We start from the raw sequence: 23,726 nt of genomic DNA on the forward strand, positions 1-23,726 counted from the left end.
GTTTCTCTTGTGTTGCCTGCTTTTATTGGACTTGATCGCGTGGTCGCGCGAAGGCGATCAGCTCGGGCACTGCACGCCTGACAGGCGCGCCGGATCATAGGCAGGGATGCCGGGCGGCAGCGTGGGCTTGCCCGTGGTCACCGTGAGGGCGCAGGCATGCGCACCCAGCACGATGCCGGTGTCTTCGGCGTCCTTGACCTTGAACACGTACTTCCATCGCATCGGCGCCGGCGCATAGAAAAGCCCTGCGATACCGATGTAGTCGGCGGTCTTGGGGACCTTCTCGACGACCTCGTAACGCTGCCCCGGCGTGAGCGTCAGCTCGCGCGCACCCAGCACGGTTTCTCCGAGCGCGGCTTTCTCCTGCGCAGTGTCTATCAATTGCGTAAGCGGCGCACGCTGGAATGCCTCGGGACTCTTCAGATAGTATATTTTTGTAACCGCGGCCATCGCCTGCCCACTGCTGGCATTCAAATTTTCTCCGGCGTGAATGGCCAATTTCACTTCTATCGGCGCGTTTTCGGGCTTTTTCAGGCCCGCCATCTCAAGCGCGTTACCCGCCATCCCGGCCACGGCACCGACCGCCGAAACGGCCGCACACCCCGTAACGACGCTGGTTCCCGCGAGGCACAACGTAACTGCGAGGAAGCGAGATAAATGGATATGTTTGGACATGGCCCTTTATACCGGAACTGCGTTTAGCAATACAGATCGCAGCACGATGCGTGCAAGATAGACGCAAGTAACATGGGGTAATGCACTGTAGCGCTGTACTAACAAAAGGTTGATGAAATACGCCCCCTAGTTACAACCCTGCTACGTGCTCAGAAAATGTCTCTGTCCCGACTCCTCGTATACGCCGGCATAGTCGTTGTGATGGCCGGATGCGCCACCGTTCAACCCCAGTCGGATGACGACTATCGCAAGTCGATCGCCGCCGCCGAGAAGACGCTCGAGCAGAAGGGGGCGGACCAGGCGGTGGCCCAGTTCGAGGAGATTGCCGTTCGCAATCCTTCGAAGGGTGAGCCCTGGTCCTACATCGCAAAGATTCGATTCGACCAGCAGAAATACGGTGAGGCGATCGTCGCCGCCGACGAGACGCTGAACCGCGATCCGCAGGACTTCGTCGCCAAGACGGTGCGTGCCGTCGGCGGCCTGCGCGTGGCGATGCAATCGCTCGCGGACCTGCGCGCCGACACGCTGCTCGCTGGCAATGCCCGCGCCGACGCCGTCGCGCTGGCCGCCGCCATGCGCGAGACGCTGGGTCAGGATGTGTTGTTCCCCGAGGGCCGCCGTCCGCCGCCGCGGGGACCGCGTCCGCCGCGCGTGAATCCGCCGCCGGCCAATCCGCCGGCAGGCGCGCCCGCCGCCGGTACGCCGGCCGCCGGTACACCGGCCGCCGCTCCTTCCGCTGGTACGGCCGCGCCGTCCGGCAGCCGCACGCCCGCAGCTCAACCCGCCGCGTCGCAACCCGCGGCCAACACGCCGGCCGCGCAGCCGCCTGCCGGCCAACAGAACCGCACGCCGAACCCCTTCGGCGATCTGCTCAACAAGTGACCTGTACGGCGCGATGTCCCGCATCGCGCCGACCCCGACAGACACGACCTTTGCACGGAGCCGTTCATGGCCAAGAAAGAAAGCGTTCAGAAACGACTGCAGAAAGTCCGTCCGCCGCGCGTCCAGTTGACGTATGACGTGGAGAAGGGCGACGCCATCGAACAGAAGGAACTGCCCTTCGTCGTGGGCGTGGTGGGTGACTTCAGCGCGCAATCCGAAGTGGAGCTGCCGCGTCTGAAGGATCGCAAGTTTGTAAACATCGACGTCGACAATTTCGACGACGTGATGCGAGGGCTCGAGCCGCGCGCCGCGTACCGCGTGAAGAATCAGCTGACCGAAGAGCAGGGCTCGTTCGGTGTGGATCTGAAGTTCCGCTCGATCGAAGACTTCCGTCCCGAAGCCGTCGTGCAGCAGGTGGATCCGCTGCGCGAGCTGCTGGACATCCGCACCAAGCTGGCCGACCTGCGCAACAAGCTGGCCGGCAACGACAAGCTCGAAGACCTGCTGGGCGAAGTGCTCACCAGCACCGAGAAGCTGCAGCAACTGACCAGCGAGACCGACAAGGGAGGCCGCAATGAGTAATACCGCCGCCGCGAGCAATAGCGCCGCCGCCGTCACCGACGCGCCCGGCCTGCTGGACCAGATCGTCGATCAGAGCCGCGTCGCCAAGTCGAGCGCCGAGCACGACCGCGCCAAGGACATCATCGGCGAACTCGTGCGTGAAGTGATGAAGGGCACCGTCGTCGTGTCCGACAACCTGTCGGCTATGCTCGACGCGCGCGTCGCCGAGCTCGATCGCCTCATCTCCGCGCAGCTGAGCGAAGTGATGCACGCGCCCGAGTTCCAGAAGCTCGAGAGCACCTGGCGTGGCCTGCACTATCTCTGCCAGGAAACCGACACGAGCCCGATGCTCAAGATCAAGGTGCTGAACGCCACCAAGCGTGACCTGGTGCGCGATTTCCAGACCGCGATCGACTTCGACCAGAGCCTGATGTTCAAGAAGGTCTACGAAGAAGAATTCGGCACCTTCGGTGGCTCGCCGTTCGGCACGCTGCTGGGCAATTTCGAGATCACGCGCCAGCCCGAAGACATGTACTTCATCGAGCAGATGTCGCACGTGGCGGCGGCGGCGCACGCGCCGTTCATCGCCTCGGCCTCGCCCGAGCTGCTGGGCCTGGACAGCTTCGCCGATCTCGGCCGTCCGCGCGATCTGGCCAAGGTGTTCGACACCGTGGAATACACCAAGTGGCGCAGCTTCCGCGATTCGGAAGACTCGCGCTACGTGGGCCTCACCATGCCGCGCTTCCTGGGCCGCCTGCCGTACGACCCGGTCGAAGGCACGTCGGTCGAGGGCTTCAACTTCGTCGAAGACGTGGACGGCACCGATCACTCGAAGTACCTCTGGTGCAACGCGGCCTGGGCCTTCGGCGCCCGCCTGACCGCGGCGTTCTCCGACTTCGGCTGGTGCGCCGCCATCCGCGGCGTGGAAGGCGGTGGTCTGGTCGAGAACCTGCCGACCCATACCTTCAAGACCGACGACGGCGAGATCGCGCTCAAGTGCCCGACCGAAATCGCGATCACCGACCGCCGCGAAAAAGAGCTCAGCGACCTGGGCCTGATTCCGCTGGTGCATTGCAAGAACTCCGACTACGCGGCTTTCTTCGGCGCCCAGTCGGTGCAGAAGGCCAAGAAATACAACACGGACAGCGCGAACGCGAACGCGGTGTTGTCGGCGCAGCTGCAGTACATCTTCTCGGTATCGCGCGTGGCGCACTACCTGAAGGCGATGATGCGCGACAAGATCGGCAGCTTCGCGTCGGCGCAGTCCGTTGAGAGTTTCCTGAATCGCTGGGTGTCGCAGTATGTACTGCTCGACGACAACGCGACGCAGGAGCAGAAAGCGCAGTTTCCGCTGCGCGAAGCCTCGGTTCAGGTCGCCGAGGTCCCTGGACGTCCTGGCGTCTTCCGGGCCGTGGCGTTTCTGCGGCCGCACTTCCAGCTCGACGAACTCTCGATTTCGTTGCGTTTGGTCGCCGAACTCCCGGCACAGGCACAGAAATCCTGATCGTCATTGCGCTGAAACTCATCCATTAAAAGAGGTCATCAACAATGAAGGACATTTACGTCAAGTTCGGCAACCCCGCGCTCAAGGGGGAATCCCAGGACAAGGATCACCCGGACTGGATCGAAGTGAGCTCCTGGCGCCACGAGATCATCCAGCCGCGCTCGGCCACGGCCTCGACCTCGGGTGGCCATACCGCCGAACGCACCGAACATGGCGAGATGATCTTCACCAAGGATCTCGACGTGGTCAGCCCGCTGCTGTATCAGCACGCGTCGGGCGGCACGACCTTCGATGAAGTGACGATCGATTTCCTGCGCGCCGACGGCGACGGCAACCGCGTCAAGTACCTCGAGATCAAACTGAAGTACGTGATCATCGCCCGCGTGGCGCCGGAAGTCGTGAGCGAAGGCCTGCCGCACGAAATCTTCTCGCTGAAGTACGCCGCGGTGCAGTGGAAGTACACGCAGCAGAAGGTGGGCGGCAACCAGGGCGGTAACTCGCAGGGCGCCTGGAGCCTGACCAAGAACGACAAGACCTACTCGGTCTGATCGCGAACGCTGGCTGAAGGACTGCGGCCCGAGCCGGGTCGCAGTCTTTTTTGATTCGGAGTTCCGATGAAAGGGTTCGAGCCGAGTCTGTTCGACAAGCTCTTCGAGGGCGAGAGCCAATCGCCCTACGCGCTGCGCCGTCTGTCCATCGAAGAGATGAAAGAGACGGTGGCACGTGACATCGAGGCCCTGTTGAACACCCGCATGGTGTTCACCGAAGAGGGTCTCAAGCGTTATCCGAATTGCCAACGCTCGGTGCTGACCTACGGCCTGTCCGACTTTTCGGGCCGCAGCCTGGCCAGTCATTACGACCGGGAATTCATCTGCCGGTCGCTCGAGCAAGCCATCGCGCGGCACGAACCGCGGCTGACCCATGTGCGGGTCGTGCTGCAGGTCGACAGCCGGGCGACGTCGGTGCTGTATTTCGCGATCACGGCGATGCTCGATGTGGGCCCGGCCCACGAGCCCGTCACGTTCGACGCGACCTTGCAGCCGTCGACCCTGCAGTACTCCGTGACCAAGGGTTGGGCCAAGACGCCGGCCATGGTCTGAGAAGAACAACGGCGAGCCCGCGGGTGGACTCGCCGTCCAGGAAGACAACGATGGAAGAATTGCTGCCCTATTACGAGCGTGAGCTGGGCTTTCTGCGCAGCTCGTCGCGCGATTTCGCGGAACGCTATCCGAAGATCGCCGCGCGCCTGGGGCTGTCCGGCGAGACCTGTGAGGATCCGCACGTCGAGCGCATGATCGAGTCGTTCGCGTTGCTGGGCGCCCGCATCAACAAAAAGCTCGACGACGACTATCCGGAGTTCACCGAGGCGCTGTTCGAGGTGATGTATCCGCATTATCTGCGGCCGTTTCCGTCTTGCAGCGTGGCGCAGTTCGACCTGGGCGGCGCGGGCGCGCAGCTCACGGCGCCCGTGCGCATCGCGCGTGGCACCGAGCTCAAATCGCATCCGGTCCGTGGCGTGGCCTGCCGCTTCCGCACGGCCTACGACGTAACGCTAGCGCCGCTCGAAGTGCCGCACGCCGCCTTCGTGTCCACCGCCAACGCGCCCGCCACGGCCAAGCTGCCGACCGGCGTGACTGGCCGCTTTTCGATCCAGTTTGCGTGCCAGGGCGAGAATCAGCACTTCGGCATGCTCAACGTCGATCGCCTGCGCATCTATCTGCACGGCGAGCCCTCGTTCGTGGCGGCCCTGCGCGACGCGCTCTTCCTGCGTGCCGCGGCCGCCTACGTCGAGCTGCAGCCCGGCCGCTGGGACCGGCTGCCGGCCATTCCGCTGGGGCAGGTGGGCCTGGCCGAAGAGGATGCGCTGATCGATTTTCCGGCCAGCTCGCATCCGGCCTACCGTCTGCTGGCCGAGTACTTCGTGTTCTCGGAAAAATTCAATTTCGTCGACGTGGACCTCGCGGCGCTGCGGCCGTATCTGGGCACGGCGCGCCAGTTCACGCTGCACCTGCCCGTGACCGGGCTGCGCGCCGATTCGAATACCGCGCGCCTGCTCGAATCGATGAGCGCCGACAACATCCGGCTGGGCTGCACGCCGGTCGTGAACCTGTTCAATCAGCGCGCCGATCCGATCCGCGTGACCCACGCCGCCGCGTCGTATCCGGTGGTGGCCGATGCGCGCCGCGCCTTTGGCTACGAGGTCTATTCGATCGACCGCGTCCGCCAGGTGCGGCAGAACGCGCAGGGTGAGTCTGTCGTGGCGTTCCGGCCGTTCTATTCGCTGCATCACGGCGAATCGCCCGAGAATGCCAGCCATTACTGGACCATGCGCCGCGACGCGGCGGTGGCGCAGCGCAGCCCTGGCTACGAAACCGAGATCTCGATCATCGACATCGATTTCGATCCGGCCGTGCCGCAGACCGAGACCCTCAGCCTGGACCTGACCTGCACCAACCGCGATCTGCCGGCACAACTGGCCGTGGGGCAGGGCGGCGGAGATCTGTTCATGGAGGGCGGCACCGTGGCGCGGGCGATCCGCATGCTGCGCCGGCCCACGCACAGCCAGCGCTTCCAGCAGGGCCGCGCGGCGCATTGGCGCCTGATTTCGCATCTGGCGCTCAATCATCTTTCGCTGGTGCAGAGCGGCCTGCCCGCGTTGAAGGAAACGCTGCGCCTGTACGACCTGTCGAACTCGCCGGTGGCGGCGCGGCAGATCGAGGGCCTGGTGGGCCTGGATTACAAGCCCGCCACGCACTGGATGGCCGGCGAGCCGTTCGCGACCTTCGTGCGCGGCATCGAGATCCGCCTGACGGTCAACGAAGAGCACTTCGTGGGCACGAGCCTGCACACCTTCGTGGCGGTGATCAACCGATTCTTCGGACTCTACGTGCACGCCAACAGCTTCGTGCAGCTGGTCGTGTTGTCGCGCCGCGGCGCGGAAGAACTTCTACGGTGCCCTCCATGCAACGGCGACGCCATCCTAGCGTGATGAATGCGCTGCTGGCCGAGCCGCAGCGCTTCGAATTCTTCCAGGCCGTGCGGTTGCTCGAACGCTGGTTCGTGCGGCAGCAGGGCAACCCGTCGCGCAACACCGTGCCGGCGCGCATGCGCTTTCCGAACTCGCCCGGCCTGGGCTTCCCGCCGAGCGAGATCGTCGAGGCCATGGCCTACGACCACGAGGGCGAGCCGCTGACCGACCCGGCGGCGCGCGAGGCCGCGGTGGCCGACGGCAAGCTTTCGCGGGTGGACATCACCCCGGCGTTCTTCGGCCTGCTGGGCGGGCAGGGCGCGCTGCCGCTGCACTATTCGGAAATGCTCGCGATGCGCGAGAGCGTGCGGCGGGACCGCGGCGCGCGCGCGTTTTTCGATATCTTCTCGAACCGCGCCGCCGCGCTGTTCTACGAGGCGTGGAAGAAGTACCGCATGCCGGTGCGGCACGAGACCGACGCCGATCACCATTACCTGCCGCTTCTGCTGGCACTGGGCGGCATGGGCCACCCGGCGCTGCGCGACCGGCTGCGCAGCGGCGCGGGCGTCGTGCACGACGAATCGATCGCGCACTACGCCGCGGCCGCGCGCCAGCGGCCCGTGTCGGCGCCCTATCTGCAGCGGGTGCTGAGCGACTACTTCGGCGTGCCGCTGCGGGTCGAGCAGTTCGTGGGCCGCTGGTACAACGTGCCGCCGCAGAACCGCACCTATCTCGGCCAGCCGGGCGCCGTGCTCGGCGTGTCGGCGCTGGCGGGCGACCGCATCTGGCAGCGCGACCTGCGCATCCGCCTGTGGATCGGCCCGCTGTCTCGTCAGGCCTATACCGATTTTCTGCCCGGCGGCGCCCGCGCGCAGGCGCTCGAGAAGCTGCTGACGATGTTCGGCGGCCTCACCTTCGAGTACGAGGTGCGCCTGATCCTGGCGCGCGAGGCCGTGGGACCGAGCACGCTCGGCGAAGGCGCCGAGGTGCGCCTGGGCTGGAACTCGTTCCTCGCCACCGAGCCGGCCACCGAAGACCGCGACGACGCCAGCTACGAGCTGCATACCATTCACTGATCCGAGACCCTGACGATTCATGGCAACCCCGCTGAAAACCCTGATCGGAAAGCTGAACCAGACCTGCCGCAAGGCGGCCGAACGCGCCGCCAGCCTGTGTATGGCTCAGGGCAACTACGAGGTCGATCTCGAACACTTGTTCGTCGCGCTGCTCGAGCAGCCGGCGAGCGACGTGGCCGTCATCGCGCGGCGTTGCCGGATTCCGACCGATACGCTGGAAGCGGATCTGAAGGCCGAGATCGGCCGCTTCAAGAACGGCAACACGCGCACGCCGGTTTTCTCGCCGCATCTGCCCACGCTGTTCGAGCAGGCCTGGCTGATCGCCTCGCTGGATACGCAGACCACGCGCATCCGGTCGGGACATCTGCTGCTCGCGCTGCTGGTGGAGCCCGATCTGGCCCAGCTCGCGAAGCGCGGCTCGACGCTGTTCGAGTCGTTCCGGCTCGACGAGCTCAAGCGGGATTTCGCGGCGATGACCGAAGGCTCGGAAGAAGCGGGCCAGAGCGTGGGCCTGGCCGACGCGGCGGCACCCGCCGATGGCGTGCCCGCCCCGGGGCTGTCGCAGACGCCCGCGCTGGATCAGTACACCACCAACCTCACCGAGCGCGCCCGCGAAGGCAAGATCGATCCGGTGATCGGCCGTGATGCCGAGATCCGCCAGATGATCGACATCCTGACGCGGCGCCGCCAGAACAATCCCATCCTGACGGGCGAGGCCGGCGTGGGCAAGACGGCGGTGGTCGAAGGCCTGGCGCTGCGCATCGTGGCCGAAGACGTGCCGCCCGCGCTGGCCGGCGTGACGCTGCGCGTGCTCGACATGGGCCTGCTGCAGGCCGGCGCAAGCGTGAAGGGGGAGTTCGAGAACCGCCTGAAGAACGTGATCGACGAGGTGAAGAAGAGCCCCACGCCGATCATTCTGTTCATCGATGAAGCGCATACGATGATCGGCGCGGGTGGTCAGGCGGGGCAGAACGACGCCGCCAATCTGCTCAAGCCGGCGCTGGCCCGTGGCGAGTTGCGCACCATCGCCGCCACCACCTGGAGCGAGTACAAGAAGTACTTCGAGAAAGACGCCGCGCTGGCGCGCCGCTTCCAGGTCGTGAAGGTCGAGGAGCCCGACGAGGTGCTGGCCGCCGCGATGCTGCGCGGCATGGCGCCCCTGATGGAACAACACTTCGGTGTGCGCGTGCTCGACGAGGCGATCCAGGCCGCGGCCCGTCTGTCGCACCGCTACATCACCGGACGCCAACTGCCGGACAAGGCCGTCAGCGTGCTCGACACGGCGTGCGCCCGCGTGGCGCTCGGCCGCAGCGCGACGCCGGCGCTCATCGACGATGCGCGTCACCGCCTCACGCGTCTGCGCGCGGAGCAGTCCGCCTTGCAGCGTGAAGCCGCCGCCGGCGCACCTGCCGCACGTCTCGGCGAGCTCGTCCAGGAGATCAGCGCGGTCGAAGCGTCGCTGGCCGAGGCCGAGGCGCGGCATGCCGCTGAAAGCGATCTGGTGACGCGCATTCACGCGCTGCGCACCGAACTCGAGGCGGGCGACGCGGCCGCCACGGGCGAGGGCGCCGCCGCACCGGCCCCGACGAGCAAGCGCAAGGCCGCGCCGCCGGTCCTCACGCCCGAGCAGCAGCGCCTGGCCGGCCTGCAGGACGAACTGCGCGCGTTGCAGGGCGAAAATCCGCTGGTGCCGGCCTGCGTCGATGCGCAGGTGGTGGCCGAGATCGTGTCCGCCTGGACCGGCATCCCGCTGGGCCGCATGGTGAACGACGAGATTCGGACCGTGCTGGAATTGCAGCCCATGCTCGCCGAACGCGTGATCGGCCAGGACCACGCGCTGCACGCGATCGCGCAACGCGTGCGCACCGCGCGCGCGGGCCTGGAAGATCCGGACAAACCCAAGGGCGTGTTCCTCTTCGTCGGCCCGTCCGGCGTGGGCAAGACCGAGACCGCGCTGGCGCTGGCCGACATTCTGTACGGCGGCGAGCGCAAGCTGGTCACCATCAACATGAGCGAGTACCAGGAGGCCCACAGCATCTCGGGACTCAAGGGATCGCCGCCCGGATACGTCGGCTATGGCGAGGGCGGTGTGCTCACCGAGGCCGTGCGCCGTCAGCCATACAGCGTGGTGCTGCTCGACGAGATCGAGAAGGCCCACCCCGACGTGCTGGAGCTGTTCTTCCAGGTCTTCGACAAAGGCGTGATGGACGACGCCGAGGGCCGCGAGATCGATTTCCGCAATACGCTCATCATCCTGACCTCGAACGTGGGCTCGTCGGCCATCATGCAGGCCTGCCTCAACAAGCCCGCCGAGGAGCGGCCCACGCCGGATCAGCTGGCCGAGCTGCTGCTGCCGCAGCTGTACAAGGCGTTCAAGCCCGCCTTCCTGGGCCGCATGAAGACGATCGCCTACTACCCGGTGGACGACGACGCGCTGGTGCGCATCATCGCGCTCAAGCTCGGCCGCATCGCGCGCCGCGTCGAGACCACGCACCGCGCGGCGTTCGAGTGGGACGATGCCCTGGTCGAGGCCGTGCTGGCGCGTTGCACCGAGGTCGATACCGGCGCACGCAACGTCGACCATATTCTCAACGGAACGCTGCTCCCGGAAATTGCCGAGCACGTGCTGGGCCGCATGGCGCAGGGCGAGGCCATCGCGAAGATCCGCGTGAGCGCCGGCAAGAACGGTGAGTTCCGCTACCGCATGACCTGACGCCAGGAGACGCCGTCATGGCTATCGAACTCTCGGCCGGCTACACCCAGGCCGACCGCCTGCTCACCCTGTCGACCCCGCTGGGCCGCGACACGCTGCTAGCCGAGCGCCTGAGCGGCTCGGAGCGGCTTTCGGGCGGAGGCTTCGCGATCGAGGTCACGGCGCTGTCGGACGACGCGCACGTTCCGTTGAAATCGCTGCTGGGTCAGCCGGCCCAGCTCCTGCTGCAAACCGCCCTGGGCAAGGACGACAAACGGGCATGGTGCGGGCTGGTGTCGCAGGCGCGCTTCGAAGGCGCCAATGGCGGCTTCGCGCGCTACCGGCTGCGCATCGAGCCGTGGCTGGCGCTGCTGCGCCAGCGCCGTGACAGCTTCGTGTTCCAGGACGTGTCGGTGATCGAGATCATCGACAGCGTGTTCGGCGACTACAACGGGAACGGCGCCGTCGCGCCCCAATGGCGTTGGGAGGTCAAGGACAGGGCGGTCTACGGCAAGCGCAGCCTCACCATCCAGTATCGCGAGACCGACTTCGCGTTCGTGGAGCGGCTGCTGGCCGAAGAAGGCCTGTATTACTGGGTGGAGCACGAGCCCGCGGAAGACGCGCCGGGCACGCACACCGTGGTGATCGCGGATCACAACGGCGCCTTCGTGGCCGGACCGCAGGAGTCGGTGAAGTTTCAGCGCGCCGACGCCACCGAAACGGAAGACACGATTCAATCGTGGCGCCAGGCGCGCGCCTGGCGCACCAATGCGGTGGAGCTCGCGAGCTGGGACTATCGGGCCATGGTGGCGCGCAAGGTGAGCGCCCAGGCCGAGGACAAGCTGCCCAACAGCATCGATCTGGCCGATGTGGACTACCCCGGCCAGTACATGTACGAGGACAGCGACCAGGGCGATCGCCTGGCCCACAATGCGCTGGCCGCGCAACGCGTGGGCCGTTCCGTCTATCAAGGCGAGGGCACGGTCCGGTCGCTGGCGGCCGGACAGCGCTTCACGCTGGTCGATCACTTCTCGCCCTCGCAGGGTGAGGGCAGCGAGTTTGTCGTGCTGTCGATCCAGCACGAGGCCCGCAACAACTTCGACGAGTCCCTTGGCCTCGCCGTCGAGCAGGCGCTGGGCGCCGCGGGAGAGTCCGCGCTGACCGACGCCGAGTTCTATCGCAATCGCTTCGAGGCCATCGCTTCCAAGGTGGAGTATCGGCCGAGCACGCACGACGGTCACGGCGCGCGGCTGCATCCGCGTCCCACCGTGCACGGTGCGCAGACGGCGCTCGTGGTCGGCTCGAACGACCCCGTGCACACCGATCGCGATCACCGCATCAAGGTGCAGTTCCATTGGCAGCGCGGCAGCGCGTCGAGCAATCGCCAGAAGCATCCCGCGGGAGACGACAACGCGCCCGCCGGCGACAAGCTGGGCACCTGGGTGCGCGTGGCCGAGCCGGTCGCGGGTGCGGACTGGGGCGGGCACTTCGTGCCGCGTGTCGGCCAGGAGGTGCTGGTGCAGTTCCTGCATGGCGACATCGACCGGCCCGTCGTGGTCGGAGCGCTCTACAACGGCGCCGGCGCGGAGAATGCGGCCAACAATCAGGTGCAGGGCGGCGCGGCGAACGCCACCGGCAACGCGCCGGCCTGGTTCGCCGGCAGCGAAGAGGCGCACGCGCACAACGCGGTGCTGTCCGGCTTCAAGACCCAGGCGCTGGCCGACAGCGGCCAGGGCATGGGCGGCTATAACCAGCTGGTGCAGGATGATTCGCCCGGTCAGTCGCGCCTGAGCGCGGCCACCACGCAGGCCGACACGCGTTTGAGCCTGGGCCACCTGAAGCAGCAGCGCGATAACGAGCGCCTGTCGGATCTGGGCCATGGCGCGGAGCTGGCCACGCAGGAGGCGGTGGCCTTGCGCGGTGGCGCGGGTCTGTTGATCAGCGCCGACCGGCGCGAGGGCGCCGCGGGCAGTTTCCTCGATAGCGCGGAAGCGATCCGGCAGATGGAAGCCGCGTCGACGCAGGCTGCCGAGCTGGCCGAGAATGCCGTGCGCCAGGAAGCCATTCTGCAGGACGACAGCGCCAAGCCGCGCGCCCTGAAAGAGCTGGAGGCCGTGCGGCAGGTGGCCGAAGGCACGCAGACGGAAGACGGCACGTCGGTGGCCGCCTACACGACGCCCCACATTCAAGTGAGCGCGCCCAAGGGCATCGGCCAGTACACCCCCAAGAACGCCTACGCGGTCGCCGGGGCCAACCTGACGCAGATCGCGCCCGACGTGAACTGGGCCGCGGGCGCCAACATGGCCGTGTCGGTCGCGCAGGGCGTGTTGCTCTTTACGATGGGCCTGGGCGGCAGCGGCGGCGCGGTGCCCGAAAAGGGTATTCGCCTGCACGCGGCCGGCGGCGCATTGCGGCTGCAAAGCCAGAAGGCGCGCATGCGCCTGATCGCCGAGAAGGCCGTGACGATCGCGTCGGCGCAGGCCAGCGTGGAAGCCACCGCGTCCAAGAGCGTGCTGGCGACGGCGGCGGGCGCCTACATGCGCATCGAAGGCGGAGGCATCCAGCTGCACGCGCCGGGCAAAGTGGAGCTGCGCGCGGGCGTGCATAGCTGGGTCGGGCCGCAAAGCGGCGCGGGCCCCGAGGCTCCGCCCCAGGGCGCGCTGGAGGGCTGCGGCGCGGCGCTCGAGGACGCGGCCGGCAGCGGCGCGTTGGCAGCATGAGCGCGGCGCACGCGTTTCCTTCGGCCGAAGCGCGCCTCGAGGCCGCCATCGCGGGCATGCGTGCCGTGCTGGACAGGCGCGGCAGCCGGCGCCTGCTGCTGCTGTGCGACACCACGCTCGACGACCCGCTCGGCGACTACTTCGAGGCCGAGGGCCTCACGCGGCGCCAGGTCGAACTCATTTCGCAGGGCGCGTCACGCGCTCCGCTGTGGCTCGTGGAGGTGCCCGATGAAGAGCGCCACGAGCGTGTTGTCAACGCCAGCGTGCGCCTGGCGATCGCCGAGGCGATGCGGGCGGCGCCCGCGAGCCGCCGTCCGCGCAGCATGGCCGCGTGGCTCGCCACCGATCTGCCGCTCGCCGAAGTGGCGCGGCGGATGGTGCTGCGCGGCCGGCTGCGCGACGCGCAGGGCCGGGTGCGAATGTTTCGTTACTGGGATCCGCGCAGCACGCAGTTCCAGCGCGAGCTGTATGCCGGCGCCACGCCGGCGAGCTGGATCGCCGGAACGGTATGGATGTATGTGGATGCCTTCGCCCATTGGCACGCGCTGCCGGACAGCGTGGGCCCGATGCAGGAGGCGCTGCCGGACTGGGCCCGCCTGAACCGCCTGGGCTGTATCAACGCGGTGCTGCAACGACTCAATTCCGAGGGCCTGCGCTGCGTGCCCGAGGTGCTCGAGCCGGTGCGCCAGGCGCTCGACCGGGGCGCGGCATTGGCGCTGGCCGACGACGAAGACCTGAGTCTGTTCGCCGCATGGCGGGTGGTGCTGGATGCGCCGATCGAACGCGCGCCGTCGCTGCTTGCGCTGATCGAGGAAGTGCGCGAGGAGGGCGGACGGCTGCGTCACGCCGCGCGCGACATGGATGACGAGGATTGGCAGGCATTCGCGCAGGAGGCGCGCATGCCGGAGGGATTGCGAGCATGAGCAACGAGTACGAAAACCTGCCCTGCAAGGGCAAGTTCTGCGGCCGGCCCGGCCTGCCCATTCTGCCGATGCGCGTGAGCTACGTGCCCGAGGGGCGCAACGATCTGCCCGACGGCGTGTACATGTCGCCCGAGCTCTATCACAAGACGATGCGGGGCGGCGCCTACATGCTGCGCGCCATCACCGCGGGCTATGTGTTCGTCTGGGATCCGCGGCGCACCTATGGCTGGCGCGCATTCGCCGCCACCGCGGGCGGTCAGTTCAAGGAAGTGGAGGTGGACGACGCCGCGCGTCCGTCGGAAGAGCCCACGTTCACCTGCACGCGCGAAGGCCATGGCCTGGAAGCCGCGCTGATCAACATCGCACGGCCGGAGCGAGCGAATCGGCCGGTGTGGGTGGGCTACTCGCGCGTGTGGTGGACCGAAGACATCCGCAAGGAGCTGGCGCGCGACAAGGCCTGGCGCGAGAAGGTGATGGTGGCCGTGGACGCCAAGGCGGTCCATGGCGGTGGCCATCCCGATCGCGAAACGGGCTGCCGCGTGAACGAAGACGGCAAGCAGCTGCAGGATCATTCCATCGAGTTTCGTGACGCCGCGACGGCGCGCAAGTTGTTCGAGAACACGCTCACGCCGGGTGCGATGGGTTTCGGCGGGCGCGCGGCCGAGATGGCGGCCAAGATGCATGCGCTCTCGCCCAAGGGCGGCATCATGCTGGCGCTGCCGGATCCGGTGGGCATCCTGGCCGACATCTCCACCTGGCGCAACAAGAACATGGCCGAACTCGCGGCCTATCACCTCGACCCGGAGCGCATGTGGGACGTCAGCTCCGCCGAGCTGATCGACGGCGTGCGCAAGCAGACGCGCCCCGGCACGGACGAGTACCGGCGCATGTCGGATCGCCTCGATCTCAGCCGTGTCACCGACGTGCTCACCAAGAACAAGGCCGAGATCGAGAAGTTCCGTCAGCCCATCGAGGGCGCGGCCGACGATTGGGGCTGGTGGTTCGGCCGCGACCGTTTCTGGCTCGCGCTCGATACCTATAGCCCGGTCGACTCGCAGACCGGCGCACGCCTCGAAGAGGATTTTGCGCTGAGCGTGGATGGCGCCGGCGCGGTGACGGTGGAGCATGGCGCGATCGACGCCGTGCTCAAGGAAGAAAACGTCTACGGCAAGTACCGCGCGATGTGGCGCGCGCTGGCGAACAACGACGACAAGCTGCTGGAGTTCCTCAAGAAGGAGGTCACGACGAAATTCGTGCTGGACCGCGCCAATGACATCCGCAACTTCTGCTCCTCGTTCAAGCAGTGGATGCAGGACCGTCGCGGCAGCGGGGCCGCGGCTGCGGCCACCGCCACGGTGCGGCCAACCACGGCCATCGTTGGCCGGTTCGTGTCCACGCAACTGTTGCGCTACACCACGACCGCGACGCGGCCGCTCAACGGGCGCATCTACACGCGGGTCGCGGCCACCATGGCGTATCGGCTGGACATCGTGCTGTCGGTGCAGACGCACTCGACCACGGTGCCACGGTTCATTTCCGAGATGCACCAGATCACCTTCGGAACCTTGAACTACTCGATCTCGATAGCGCCGCCCACAGAGGGTTACTTCGCGTCGAATCCGATGACGGCGAGTTGGATGGGATCGCACATCGAGACGACGAGCGAGGTGCAGTTCACGTATCTCGTTCCCGAGCAGATCGCGGCTCGCCCGGGGCCCGCAGCCGCGCCGTCGAGCTCGCCCGCCGGCGCCTCGCCGCCCGGCGGTCCGCTGGTCCACCGGCCGCCTGGCACTGCGCTGCCGGGATCGTTGCCGGTGCCGAGCGTGCACACGCCCTCGCCGCTGGGCGGTCTGGTGCGTTGGGCCAAGAGCCTTGACGGAGCAAGCTCCGCCGCGGGCGGCGTGCTGACGCTGCTTGCGCTCAACTCCTCGGTCAATGACCTGAACAAATCGCTGGAGAAGAAAGACAACACCGAGCAGCGCAAGGCCATCTTCGGCATCGTGTCTGGCGTGCTGGGCGTGGGCGCGCTGGTCAGCGAGGTGATCGCGGGCGGGGTGGGCGCGCGCGTCACGCAGAACTCGCTTCTCACCATGAATCTGCGCCTGAGCATGCGGCTGGCGGCGCTGCGTACCGCGGGCGCGGCCTTCGCGGCCGCCGCCACGCTCACCGACGGCGTGAACAGCGCGCTCGATGCGATCGACCAGTACGACGTCAAGAATTACGAGGCGGGCAACGCCTATCTGGCCTCGTCGTTCTTCCTGACGCTGTCGGGCCTGTCGGGCGTGGCGGCCGCGGTAATCGGCGTGGGTGGCGCGCTCACGGCGGCGGGCGTGGTGGCCGGCTCCGGCGCGGCGGGTACGCTGGTCGCGCTCACGCAGGCGGGCACCGTGCTGCTGGGCATTCCCGTGTGGGGCTGGATCGTGATCGGTCTCGCCGCGCTCGCCATCGGCCTGTACTTCAAGTTCTGGGGCGACTCGGCCAAAGAAACCGATCTGGAGATCTGGTACACGCGCTCGCGTTTTCGCAGCGCCAAGTATCAGGAGGCCGACGAGGATCGTCCGGTGTTCGAATCGCGCGAGCACGAGATCGAGTCGTTCAACATGGCCGTGTTCGGCGTGAAGGCCAATCTTGAATGGCGCGGCTTCATGCAGGGCGAATTCGTGGGCCGCGATCGCGTCGTGCTCGAGCTCGTGCTGCCGGGCTACGGCAAGGGCAGCGATTATGCCTACAGCTTGAAGTTCACCGGCCCCGGGCGATCCGAAGTGGTGGCCAGCCGGGCCTCGCGCCTGTCGCAGGATCCCGACCTGCAGCCCAGGCCTCCGTCGCAGCAGACGGTCTCGGCCGCACCGGCGCGCGACGGCGTGCTGGACAAGATCGACGATTACGTCAGGGGCATGGGTGAGAAACCCGGCTGGGCGCGCGGCTGGCAGTGGCTGCGCGAAGACCGCAGCGCCCCCGTCGAGTTCGTGACCGAGCCCTTCGACCCCGCCGTGGACTTCACGGAGAATGAGGGCTATGCCGTGCTGAAGGCCGAGTTGCTGGTGGACGATGACGTGTTCAACGGCGCGGTGCTCAAGGTTGAGTATTGGCCCGACGCGGAGCGGATGCCGGAAGTCGTGTCGGTGCCCACCGGTGGGGGCGGCGCCAATTTCATTACCGCCAAGGACTGAGGAACGTACGCGATGATGCAGGGTATCAAGGTCAAGGCCTATACGCGCTGGCACCAGTGGTCGGTGCCGATCGGGCTGTTGATCGCATCGGCGGCGTTCCTCGGCCTGCTGTTCGGCCTGCAGCAACCGCTGTGGGCGATCGGCGTGGCGATCGTTTGTTTGATCGTGCCGCCAGTCGTGGCATTCCAGGGATTTCCGACCAGCAACGAAGCCCGCATCGACGCCGAGGGCCTGAGCTTCTCGCGCCGTGGCCCGGTGCTGTTTTCGGAAATCGGCAGCTGGAGCGCCGACGACTATCTCAAGCTCGCCCGGCCGGGCAAGCCCACGCTGCTGGTCGGCGCCATCGATGCGCCCAACAGAGAGCGCCTGTTGCGCGAGTTTCAGGCGGGCCTGGCGGCCTGGCAGACGCGCCAGCCCGGCGCCGGTCACGGCGCACGCCAGACCTACTTCTACGGCTCGTGGCGCGGCAGGCTGGTGGGCCTGCTGATCATCGCGCTCGGTGGCGCGGTGATGACGATGGCGCTGCGGCTGGCGGAGCCCAGCGTGATGCTGGCGGCCGTCGGTGCGCTGGGCGGTCTGTTCGGCGTGGCAATGCTGCTGGGCAAGCGGCGCTGAGCGTCAGCAGGGCGCCGTCCCGCTTTTGCGTCAGGTGTCTGCCTGTCTGGCTGCGATTACGCAAACGCGGCCTCCTGCGCTCGTTGAATTAGAAGTTCTTCTACATAACAGACCTTGGGCCTCGAATTAATTTGTAACCGTGGCCCGGAGTTGTAGTAGAACACTGCATAGCAGGCGCTCGATCGCGCTGTCGATCTCGCCGTTCCTATCCTGCATGTCCGGACCTTGTCTAAGACCAACAAGGAGTCTGCGCATGAAGCTGGAAAACAGGAAGGTGTCCACCCGTCTGGCGGTGGGATTTGGATTTTTGATCGCGGCCATGCTGGCCATCGCGGGTGGCGGGCTCTACGCCATCTCCGCACTGACCGGCAGCCTGCACGAGATCACCGTCGTCAACAACACGCAGCAGCAGCTCGCGCTCGCGATGCGTGCCGCGACACTGCGTCGCGCCATCGCGGTGCGCAGTGTCGCCATCAGCCGCGATCCCGCCGAACGCAAGGCGGCGCAGGCGGCTTTCGTGGAGGACGGCCTGCTCTACGATACGCTGCGCGACCGGCTGAGCGATGAGTTCCGCCGTTACGCCTCCACCACCGAGCCCGAGCGCGCGCTGTTGCGCGAGGTGATCGCCGATCAGAAGGCGATCGGGCCGCGGCTGGATGAGTTGATGCACGATCTGATGTCCGGCGACCCGGCGCGCGCGCATCCGACCTTGCTGAGCGAGCTCAAGCCGATGCAGGACGTCTGGATTCCGCGGCTCACCGAATTGGCCAACCTCGAAACGCAGCTCAACGAGGTGGTGATCGCGGAGGCGCAAAGCCTCTCGTCGACGCTGCGCGCCATGATCCTGTCGGTGTCCGTGGCCGCGTTGTGCCTGGGCGTGGCGGCGTCGTTTCTGATCGCCCGCAGCATCCTGCGCCAGCTTGGCGGCGAGCCCGTTCAGGCGCAGACGTTTGCACGCATGATCGCCGCCGGCGACCTCACGCACACGTTGCAGAGCGATGGCCGCAATCCCGACAGCCTGATGGCGTCGCTGGAGGCGATGCGCCGGCAGCTGGTCGGCATCGTGACCACCATTCAGGGCTCGGCGATTTCGATCGCCGACTCGGCCAGCCAGATCGCCGAAGGCAATGTCGACCTCTCGCGGCGCACGGAAGAACAGGCCGCCTCGCTCGAAGAGTCGGCCGCCAGCATGGAGCAACTGACCGCCACCGTGCGCCAGAACAACGATAGTTCGCGCGTCGGCAGCGAGCTCGCGCGGGTGTGTGCCGACACGGCCCGGGAAGCCGGCGTGTCCGTGGCGCAGGTGGTCGAGGCCATGGGCAAGATCGAAGCCTGCTTCGCCACCGTGGCGCAAGCCGTTTCCATCGTCGAACATGTGTCGTTCCAGACCAATCTGCTGGCCCTCAACGCCGCGGTCGAAGCGGCGCGCGCCGGGGAACATGGCCGCGGCTTCGCGGTGGTCGCCGCCGAAGTGCGGACGCTGGCACACCGCAGTGCCCAGGCGGGCAAGGAGATCAGGCAGGTGATCAGCGAGTCGGCCGAGGTCGTGAGCCATGGCAGCGCGCTGGTCGAGCAGGCCGGCCTGGGAATGCAGCGCGTGGTGGACTCCGTGGCCGAGGTGGCCGCCATTTCCAACGGCGTGGCCATCGCGTCGCAAGAGCAGACGCTGGGCATCGAACAGGTCAACGTCGCGGTGACGCAGATGGACGCGATCAGTCAGCAGAACGCCGCATTGGTCGAAGAGTCGGCTGCCGCGACCGAAGAGCTGGCCGGTCATGCCGCACAGTTGCGTCAGGCGGTCTCGGTGTTTCGGACCACCCCCGCGCCGGGCCAGGCCGGCACGGCGCAGAAGTGGGTGCTGCAACCCGACGCGAGCAACACGCTGGTGATGATGCCGGCCTGATGTAGACGGACGCACGTCGCCCCGAGGAACACCTGCGGGGCGACGCCGTGTCAGCGGCCCGGCGCGCGCGAGGTCAGCACATCGCCCGCGACCGGGCCGTGTTCGATCGCGCCGTCCGCGCCACGGCGGTACTTGATGCCCGCTTCGCAGGCCTTCGGACGCATCGTCCAGACCCAGCCATGCAGCCCCCGCCCGCTGCCCTCGGGCGAGAACAGCGGCATGTTCATGCGCAGCCCGTCGTCCTGGCCCAGGTCCAGCGTGCACATCACGGTGCCGCAGCCGTCGTCTTCTTCGTCCGGATTGATGTCCGCCACGTGCACGATGCGGGTCACGAGCGGCTCGGCCTGCACGCGCTTGCGCAGCGCCGGCGGCAGGTCATCGACCGGAAACGCCTCGCGGCCGTCGCTGGGCTCCTTCTCGAAGGGCTGATCGAGCCGCACACGCCGGAAGTAGTACTCGCTGCGGCCCATCAGGCCGCGATTGGTGATGGCTTCCGCCATGTCGCCGAACTCGTCGTCGCGCAGCAACAGGGCCTGGTCGCCCGACCGCATGAAGGTGAGATCGCTGTCGTTGGCATCGCTGCCGTGCGAGTCACGCCGCAGCCGGATGTCCAGCGACACCGTTTCGGCGCCGTCCTCGGCGCGCTGAGCGGTGTAGCTGCCTTGATAGACACGGATGTCGCCGCGCTCGAAGGTCTTGTGGTGGATGCGCCAGAACAGCAGGCGATAACGGCCATCGGGGGTGAGCGACAGCATGCGATGCCAGTCGATGTAGGTCGACATGTACAGGCCGGTCACGCCGTCGTTCCGATCCGGCGCGGCGGCCGCATCGGCGGCGAACTCGGCGCGATGCGCCACCGGCACGGCGTCCTGGACCGTTTCTGGCGGCGTGTCCTTGGGCTGAGGCGGGTCGACGGCGTCGCGCAGCCGCCGATGCAGCTCGAGCGCGTCGGTCTTCTCGGCGCGGAACATCTGCATCGTGAGATGCATCTGGTCGATCTCGTAGACCTCGCCGGGCGCGAGCGGCCCGCATTCTTGCCGCGCCGTGCGTACCATGTCCGCTTCGATCAGCAGATCCAGATCCTCCGCGTCGAGCAGGAATTTATTGAAGAACACGTCCAGGCTCCAGACCAGATCGCCGCTTTCCTTGGAGACCGGGTCGATATAGGCCACGTCCTCGTCGGTCTCGGTGAGCTTGCGGTAATAGAGCAGCACGCCCAGGGGCGTCAGCCCGATCGGAATGCGTTCGAGCGTGGGGCGCGGCGACACCAGCCAGCGGTCGAGCACCGGCTGCCAGATCCGCGGATCGATCAGGGCCAGCTGCCATTCGCCGTAGAACCCCAATCCCTTCTTGCGCCACAGCTCGAGCAGGCTGGCGGGCAGTCTGCCTTCGTAGGCGGCCAGCAGATCGGCCGGCGCCGGTCGATTGGACCGGTGCGGCGGATGCGCCTTGATGAAGGGTTCGAGCGCGAGGCGACGAAAAAAGACCATGCCGTGTTCCTTCGAGGTGGAGTGTCCGGGTCCGCCGCATCATAGGTGGCTTCGGCATCTCGACCTTTGCAGTCTGTCACCGGGCATGTGCGAATTCGAAAGGGCGTTCCGACACGCGGAATCCCGCGCCGGAACCCGGCGGTTGCACGCGCAACCGGGGCGTTTTGGCGTGGCGTCAAGCCGCTTGTTGTTTTGGTATGGATTATTAACATTTGAAGCATTTGCCTGACTTTCGGACGGATATATTTCACCCTTCCATGTCCCGGCCCGCGCGCCGTCCGGCGAGTCAGCCCGGGCAGGCGCCCGCCAGTACCGCTGAAGCCCGCGCTTCATGTCGACATGTTTGTATCGAGCTACACAGCCTAAAAAGAGAATTCGGATGCATTTACGTGGCGTCGCCCTGCTTCTGGCCCTCGGAGTCTGCGCGTTTCCCGCGCATGCCGAGTTTGAACAGCAACTCGGTCCGCTGGCCGGGGCCGTGCGCCAGCAAATGACGCAAGGCTGGACCGCCAGCGTGCAGGACGGCTGGTTCACGCTCTACAACGCCAACAAGTCCGGCAGCGAACAGACGCTCTACCTGCAGGCGGGGCCCGCGCCCAGCGGCGGACGCATCACCGACGTGAACGTCGTGGTGCGCTCGCAGAGCCCGAAGGCCGCCATCGGCCTGGCGCTCACCAACCGCGCCAACAAGGCGATCTGCCTGCTCGAGATCACGGCCGACAAGAACACCCATCTGTTCTGTGTGAACGGTCAGTCGCGCAAGAACATCGCTACCGTGCCCAACCTCGCCAAGCTCGACGGCTCCGATCGCATCCGCCTGATCGAGGCCGATGGCGCGGCCCGTTTCATCCTGAATGGCCAGAAGGTGGGCGACATTGCCGACGAGCCGGCGATGAACTCGGAGCTGGGCATCATGGCCTACGACGTGGGCACGTTCGGCATCGCGGACTTCGGCATTGCCAACAACGTGCTCGACCGGCCCGCCGACGCGCAGCCCCAGGGCCAGCCTTCGCGCGGGGGCGGCGCGCAGCAGGCGCCCCGGCAGCAGCCGGCCGCCGAGCCGCCGCGCCGACGTTCGCCCGACAGCGACAACGTGCTGCCGGGCGAGGGCCCTTACCCCCGCTTCGGTGGCGATACGGTGCGCGTGGTCTCGGTGTATCTGGGCCTGATGCGCAGCATCTTCATGCACGAATTCGGCCACGCGCTGATCGGCGAGCTCGAGCTGCCGGCGACCGGCGCCGAAGAAGACGCCGTGGATATCTATTCGGCCCTGCGCATCGTCGAGCCCAGCATGTACCCGTCCGGCGATCGCGAGCTCGACGAGATCGCGCGCGGTTCGGCCACGTATGCCGCCCTGCAGTGGTATTACAGCGGCAAGATCGGCGAGGCCAAGGGCTCGACCTCGCCCTGGCAGGACGAGCATACGGGCGACCTCAAGCGCTTCCGCAACATGTTCTGCATCATGTATGGCGGCAATCCCGAGGCCTTCGAATCGCTCGCGCAGAGCGTGAAATTCGAGGATCGCACCAAGGCGCGCTGCATCGACGAGTTCAACAAACAGAACCGCGCCTGGCGCCGGATCCTGGCGCCGCACACCCGCGTCGGCACCTGGGAACCCGACGGCCAGCAGCCGGCCAACGCGCCCGGCGCGCCGGTGAACGTGACGTTCGAGCCCTCGTCGCGCAAGATCGGCAACTTCTATGGCGGCACGCTCGCCAAGGCGCTGACCGACAACATCCAGAACCTCGGCAAGACCTATGTGCTGCCGCGCCCGATCAATGTCACGTTCAAGGACTGCGGCAAGCTCAACGCCTGGTACAGCCCGCGCGAAGGCTCGATCACCATGTGCTACGAGCTGATCGAGCACCTGGCCGTCATGATTTCGGACATCGAGATGGGCACCGTGAACGGCGAGGTGGTGGACCGGACCGGCGCCGCGCCGGGCCGCCAGCAGACCTCCGCCCCGCCGGCGCCGCGTCAGGGCAGCACCGCGCCGGGCAACCCGCCCGCCAATGCCTTCAACGAGCTCGAGGATCGCGGCGTGCCGCCCAGCGCGCTGCTGTTCACCTCGCCGTACAAGGGGCCGACGCCGAACAAGCATTACAACGCCAAGGTCGTGCGCACCTCCGAGGTGGCGGACATGATCCAGAACGACCGCAAGCTCATCATGGTGGACACGAGCGGCCTGCTCGAGACGATTCCGCAGTCTTATTCGTTGATCGACGCGGGCTCGGACGGCAGCGTGCGTGACTCCCTGCAGAGCGCGCTCGACGGTTGGCTGACCAAGCAGAGCGGCGGCGACCGCAACGCCACGCTGGTGTTCTTCGGCGCGGGCATGAACGACCGCACCAGCTACAACGCGGCGCTGCGCGCCGCCACGCTGGGCTGGCCTACCTACTGGTATCGCGGCGGTATCGAAGCCTGGAAGGCCAACGGCCTGCGCACGGTGTCGGTCAAGCCGATGCAGCAGAAGCCCCAACAGTGATCGGGGCAGGGCGGCGCGCCTGAGCGTCCGCCGCCCACTCGCCGCGCGGCCGTCCCGTTGCG

General features: G+C 67.0%; 16 protein-coding genes. 14 read left to right on the forward strand and 2 right to left on the reverse strand.

What is annotated here, in order from left to right:
- Nucleotides 1–57 precede the first annotated feature (57 nt).
- Nucleotides 58–675, reverse strand: a complete 618-nt coding sequence (gene tssJ, locus CAL25_RS15150; protein ID WP_094801472.1) for a type VI secretion system lipoprotein TssJ — start codon at nucleotides 673–675, stop codon at nucleotides 58–60.
- Nucleotides 676–876: 201 nt separating this feature from the next.
- Here tssJ and CAL25_RS15155 point away from each other — a divergent pair, with 201 nt between their 5' ends.
- The 13 genes from CAL25_RS15155 to CAL25_RS15215 all read left to right on the forward strand — a co-directional run bounded on the left by CAL25_RS15155 (nucleotide 877) and on the right by CAL25_RS15215 (nucleotide 19,689).
- Nucleotides 877–1,557 (forward strand): tetratricopeptide repeat protein, encoded by a 681-nt coding sequence (locus CAL25_RS15155; RefSeq protein ID WP_094801474.1) that lies wholly within the window; start codon nucleotides 877–879, stop codon nucleotides 1,555–1,557.
- Between the two features lie 66 nt (nucleotides 1,558–1,623).
- The gene (tssB, locus tag CAL25_RS15160) at nucleotides 1,624–2,139 is read left to right on the forward strand and encodes a type VI secretion system contractile sheath small subunit (protein ID WP_094801476.1); all 516 of its coding nucleotides are present in this window, start codon (nucleotides 1,624–1,626) and stop codon (nucleotides 2,137–2,139) included.
- Nucleotides 2,132–3,622: a type VI secretion system contractile sheath large subunit gene (gene tssC / locus CAL25_RS15165; RefSeq protein WP_094801478.1), complete on the forward strand. Its 1,491-nt coding sequence runs from the start codon at nucleotides 2,132–2,134 to the stop codon at nucleotides 3,620–3,622. The genes tssB and tssC overlap by 8 nt, the downstream gene beginning before the upstream one ends.
- A 44-nt stretch (nucleotides 3,623–3,666) precedes the next feature.
- Nucleotides 3,667–4,170, forward strand: a complete 504-nt coding sequence (locus tag CAL25_RS15170) for an Hcp family type VI secretion system effector (RefSeq protein WP_094801480.1) — start codon at nucleotides 3,667–3,669, stop codon at nucleotides 4,168–4,170.
- Between the two features lie 66 nt (nucleotides 4,171–4,236).
- Nucleotides 4,237–4,722 carry a type VI secretion system baseplate subunit TssE gene (gene tssE, locus CAL25_RS15175; RefSeq protein ID WP_094801482.1) on the forward strand — a complete coding sequence of 162 codons (486 nt, stop codon included), beginning with the start codon at nucleotides 4,237–4,239 and terminating at the stop codon, nucleotides 4,720–4,722.
- Between the two features lie 50 nt (nucleotides 4,723–4,772).
- Nucleotides 4,773–6,611, forward strand: a complete 1,839-nt coding sequence (tssF, locus tag CAL25_RS15180) for a type VI secretion system baseplate subunit TssF (protein WP_094801484.1) — start codon at nucleotides 4,773–4,775, stop codon at nucleotides 6,609–6,611.
- Nucleotides 6,575–7,666, forward strand: coding sequence for a type VI secretion system baseplate subunit TssG (gene tssG / locus CAL25_RS15185; protein WP_432759242.1), 1,092 nt, complete (start codon nucleotides 6,575–6,577; stop codon nucleotides 7,664–7,666). Before tssF ends, tssG begins: the two co-directional genes overlap by 37 nt.
- A gap of 19 nt (nucleotides 7,667–7,685) precedes the next feature.
- Nucleotides 7,686–10,379, forward strand: a complete 2,694-nt coding sequence (gene tssH / locus CAL25_RS15190) for a type VI secretion system ATPase TssH (RefSeq protein WP_094801488.1) — start codon at nucleotides 7,686–7,688, stop codon at nucleotides 10,377–10,379.
- Between the two features lie 17 nt (nucleotides 10,380–10,396).
- Nucleotides 10,397–13,078 (forward strand): type VI secretion system Vgr family protein, encoded by a 2,682-nt coding sequence (locus CAL25_RS15195; RefSeq protein WP_094801490.1) that lies wholly within the window; start codon nucleotides 10,397–10,399, stop codon nucleotides 13,076–13,078.
- Complete coding sequence (locus tag CAL25_RS15200) at nucleotides 13,075–14,001, forward strand: DUF4123 domain-containing protein (protein WP_249279102.1); 927 nt, start codon at nucleotides 13,075–13,077, stop codon at nucleotides 13,999–14,001. The genes CAL25_RS15195 and CAL25_RS15200 overlap by 4 nt, the downstream gene beginning before the upstream one ends.
- On the forward strand, nucleotides 13,998–17,171 hold the full coding sequence (locus CAL25_RS15205; RefSeq protein ID WP_094801492.1) for a T6SS effector BTH_I2691 family protein: 3,174 nt from the start codon (nucleotides 13,998–14,000) through the stop codon (nucleotides 17,169–17,171). The genes CAL25_RS15200 and CAL25_RS15205 overlap by 4 nt, the downstream gene beginning before the upstream one ends.
- A 12-nt stretch (nucleotides 17,172–17,183) precedes the next feature.
- Complete coding sequence (locus CAL25_RS15210) at nucleotides 17,184–17,786, forward strand: hypothetical protein (RefSeq protein WP_094801494.1); 603 nt, start codon at nucleotides 17,184–17,186, stop codon at nucleotides 17,784–17,786.
- A 253-nt stretch (nucleotides 17,787–18,039) separates the two neighbouring features.
- Nucleotides 18,040–19,689 carry a methyl-accepting chemotaxis protein gene (locus tag CAL25_RS15215; protein WP_170948507.1) on the forward strand — a complete coding sequence of 550 codons (1,650 nt, stop codon included), beginning with the start codon at nucleotides 18,040–18,042 and terminating at the stop codon, nucleotides 19,687–19,689.
- A 50-nt stretch (nucleotides 19,690–19,739) separates the two neighbouring features.
- Here CAL25_RS15215 and CAL25_RS15220 read toward each other — a convergent pair whose 3' ends face one another.
- Nucleotides 19,740–21,179, reverse strand: a complete 1,440-nt coding sequence (locus CAL25_RS15220) for a GAD-like domain-containing protein (protein ID WP_094801497.1) — start codon at nucleotides 21,177–21,179, stop codon at nucleotides 19,740–19,742.
- A gap of 379 nt (nucleotides 21,180–21,558) precedes the next feature.
- On the opposite strand from CAL25_RS15220, the gene CAL25_RS15225 reads away from it, so the two are divergent.
- Nucleotides 21,559–23,664 (forward strand): DUF4344 domain-containing metallopeptidase, encoded by a 2,106-nt coding sequence (locus tag CAL25_RS15225; protein WP_094801499.1) that lies wholly within the window; start codon nucleotides 21,559–21,561, stop codon nucleotides 23,662–23,664.
- Nucleotides 23,665–23,726 lie beyond the last annotated feature (62 nt).

It is taken from the genome of Bordetella genomosp. 5 (assembly GCF_002261315.1).
Taxonomy (GTDB): Bacteria; Pseudomonadota; Gammaproteobacteria; order Burkholderiales; family Burkholderiaceae_B; genus Bordetella.

Bases quoted from the DNA above. Each gene is read 5' to 3' on its own strand.
- tssJ (WP_094801472.1), bottom strand. From the start codon at position 675: ATGTCCAAACATATCCATTTATCTCGCTTCCTCGCAGTTACGTTGTGC.
- CAL25_RS15155 (WP_094801474.1), top strand. From the start codon at position 877: ATGGCCGGATGCGCCACCGTTCAACCCCAGTCGGATGACGACTATCGC.
- tssB (WP_094801476.1), top strand. From the start codon at position 1,624: ATGGCCAAGAAAGAAAGCGTTCAGAAACGACTGCAGAAAGTCCGTCCG.
- tssC (WP_094801478.1), top strand. From the start codon at position 2,132: ATGAGTAATACCGCCGCCGCGAGCAATAGCGCCGCCGCCGTCACCGAC.
- CAL25_RS15170 (WP_094801480.1), top strand. From the start codon at position 3,667: ATGAAGGACATTTACGTCAAGTTCGGCAACCCCGCGCTCAAGGGGGAA.
- tssE (WP_094801482.1), top strand. From the start codon at position 4,237: ATGAAAGGGTTCGAGCCGAGTCTGTTCGACAAGCTCTTCGAGGGCGAG.
- tssF (WP_094801484.1), top strand. From the start codon at position 4,773: ATGGAAGAATTGCTGCCCTATTACGAGCGTGAGCTGGGCTTTCTGCGC.
- tssH (WP_094801488.1), top strand. From the start codon at position 7,686: ATGGCAACCCCGCTGAAAACCCTGATCGGAAAGCTGAACCAGACCTGC.
- CAL25_RS15195 (WP_094801490.1), top strand. From the start codon at position 10,397: ATGGCTATCGAACTCTCGGCCGGCTACACCCAGGCCGACCGCCTGCTC.
- CAL25_RS15200 (WP_249279102.1), top strand. From the start codon at position 13,075: ATGAGCGCGGCGCACGCGTTTCCTTCGGCCGAAGCGCGCCTCGAGGCC.
- CAL25_RS15205 (WP_094801492.1), top strand. From the start codon at position 13,998: ATGAGCAACGAGTACGAAAACCTGCCCTGCAAGGGCAAGTTCTGCGGC.
- CAL25_RS15210 (WP_094801494.1), top strand. From the start codon at position 17,184: ATGATGCAGGGTATCAAGGTCAAGGCCTATACGCGCTGGCACCAGTGG.
- CAL25_RS15215 (WP_170948507.1), top strand. From the start codon at position 18,040: ATGAAGCTGGAAAACAGGAAGGTGTCCACCCGTCTGGCGGTGGGATTT.
- CAL25_RS15220 (WP_094801497.1), bottom strand. From the start codon at position 21,179: ATGGTCTTTTTTCGTCGCCTCGCGCTCGAACCCTTCATCAAGGCGCAT.
- CAL25_RS15225 (WP_094801499.1), top strand. From the start codon at position 21,559: ATGCATTTACGTGGCGTCGCCCTGCTTCTGGCCCTCGGAGTCTGCGCG.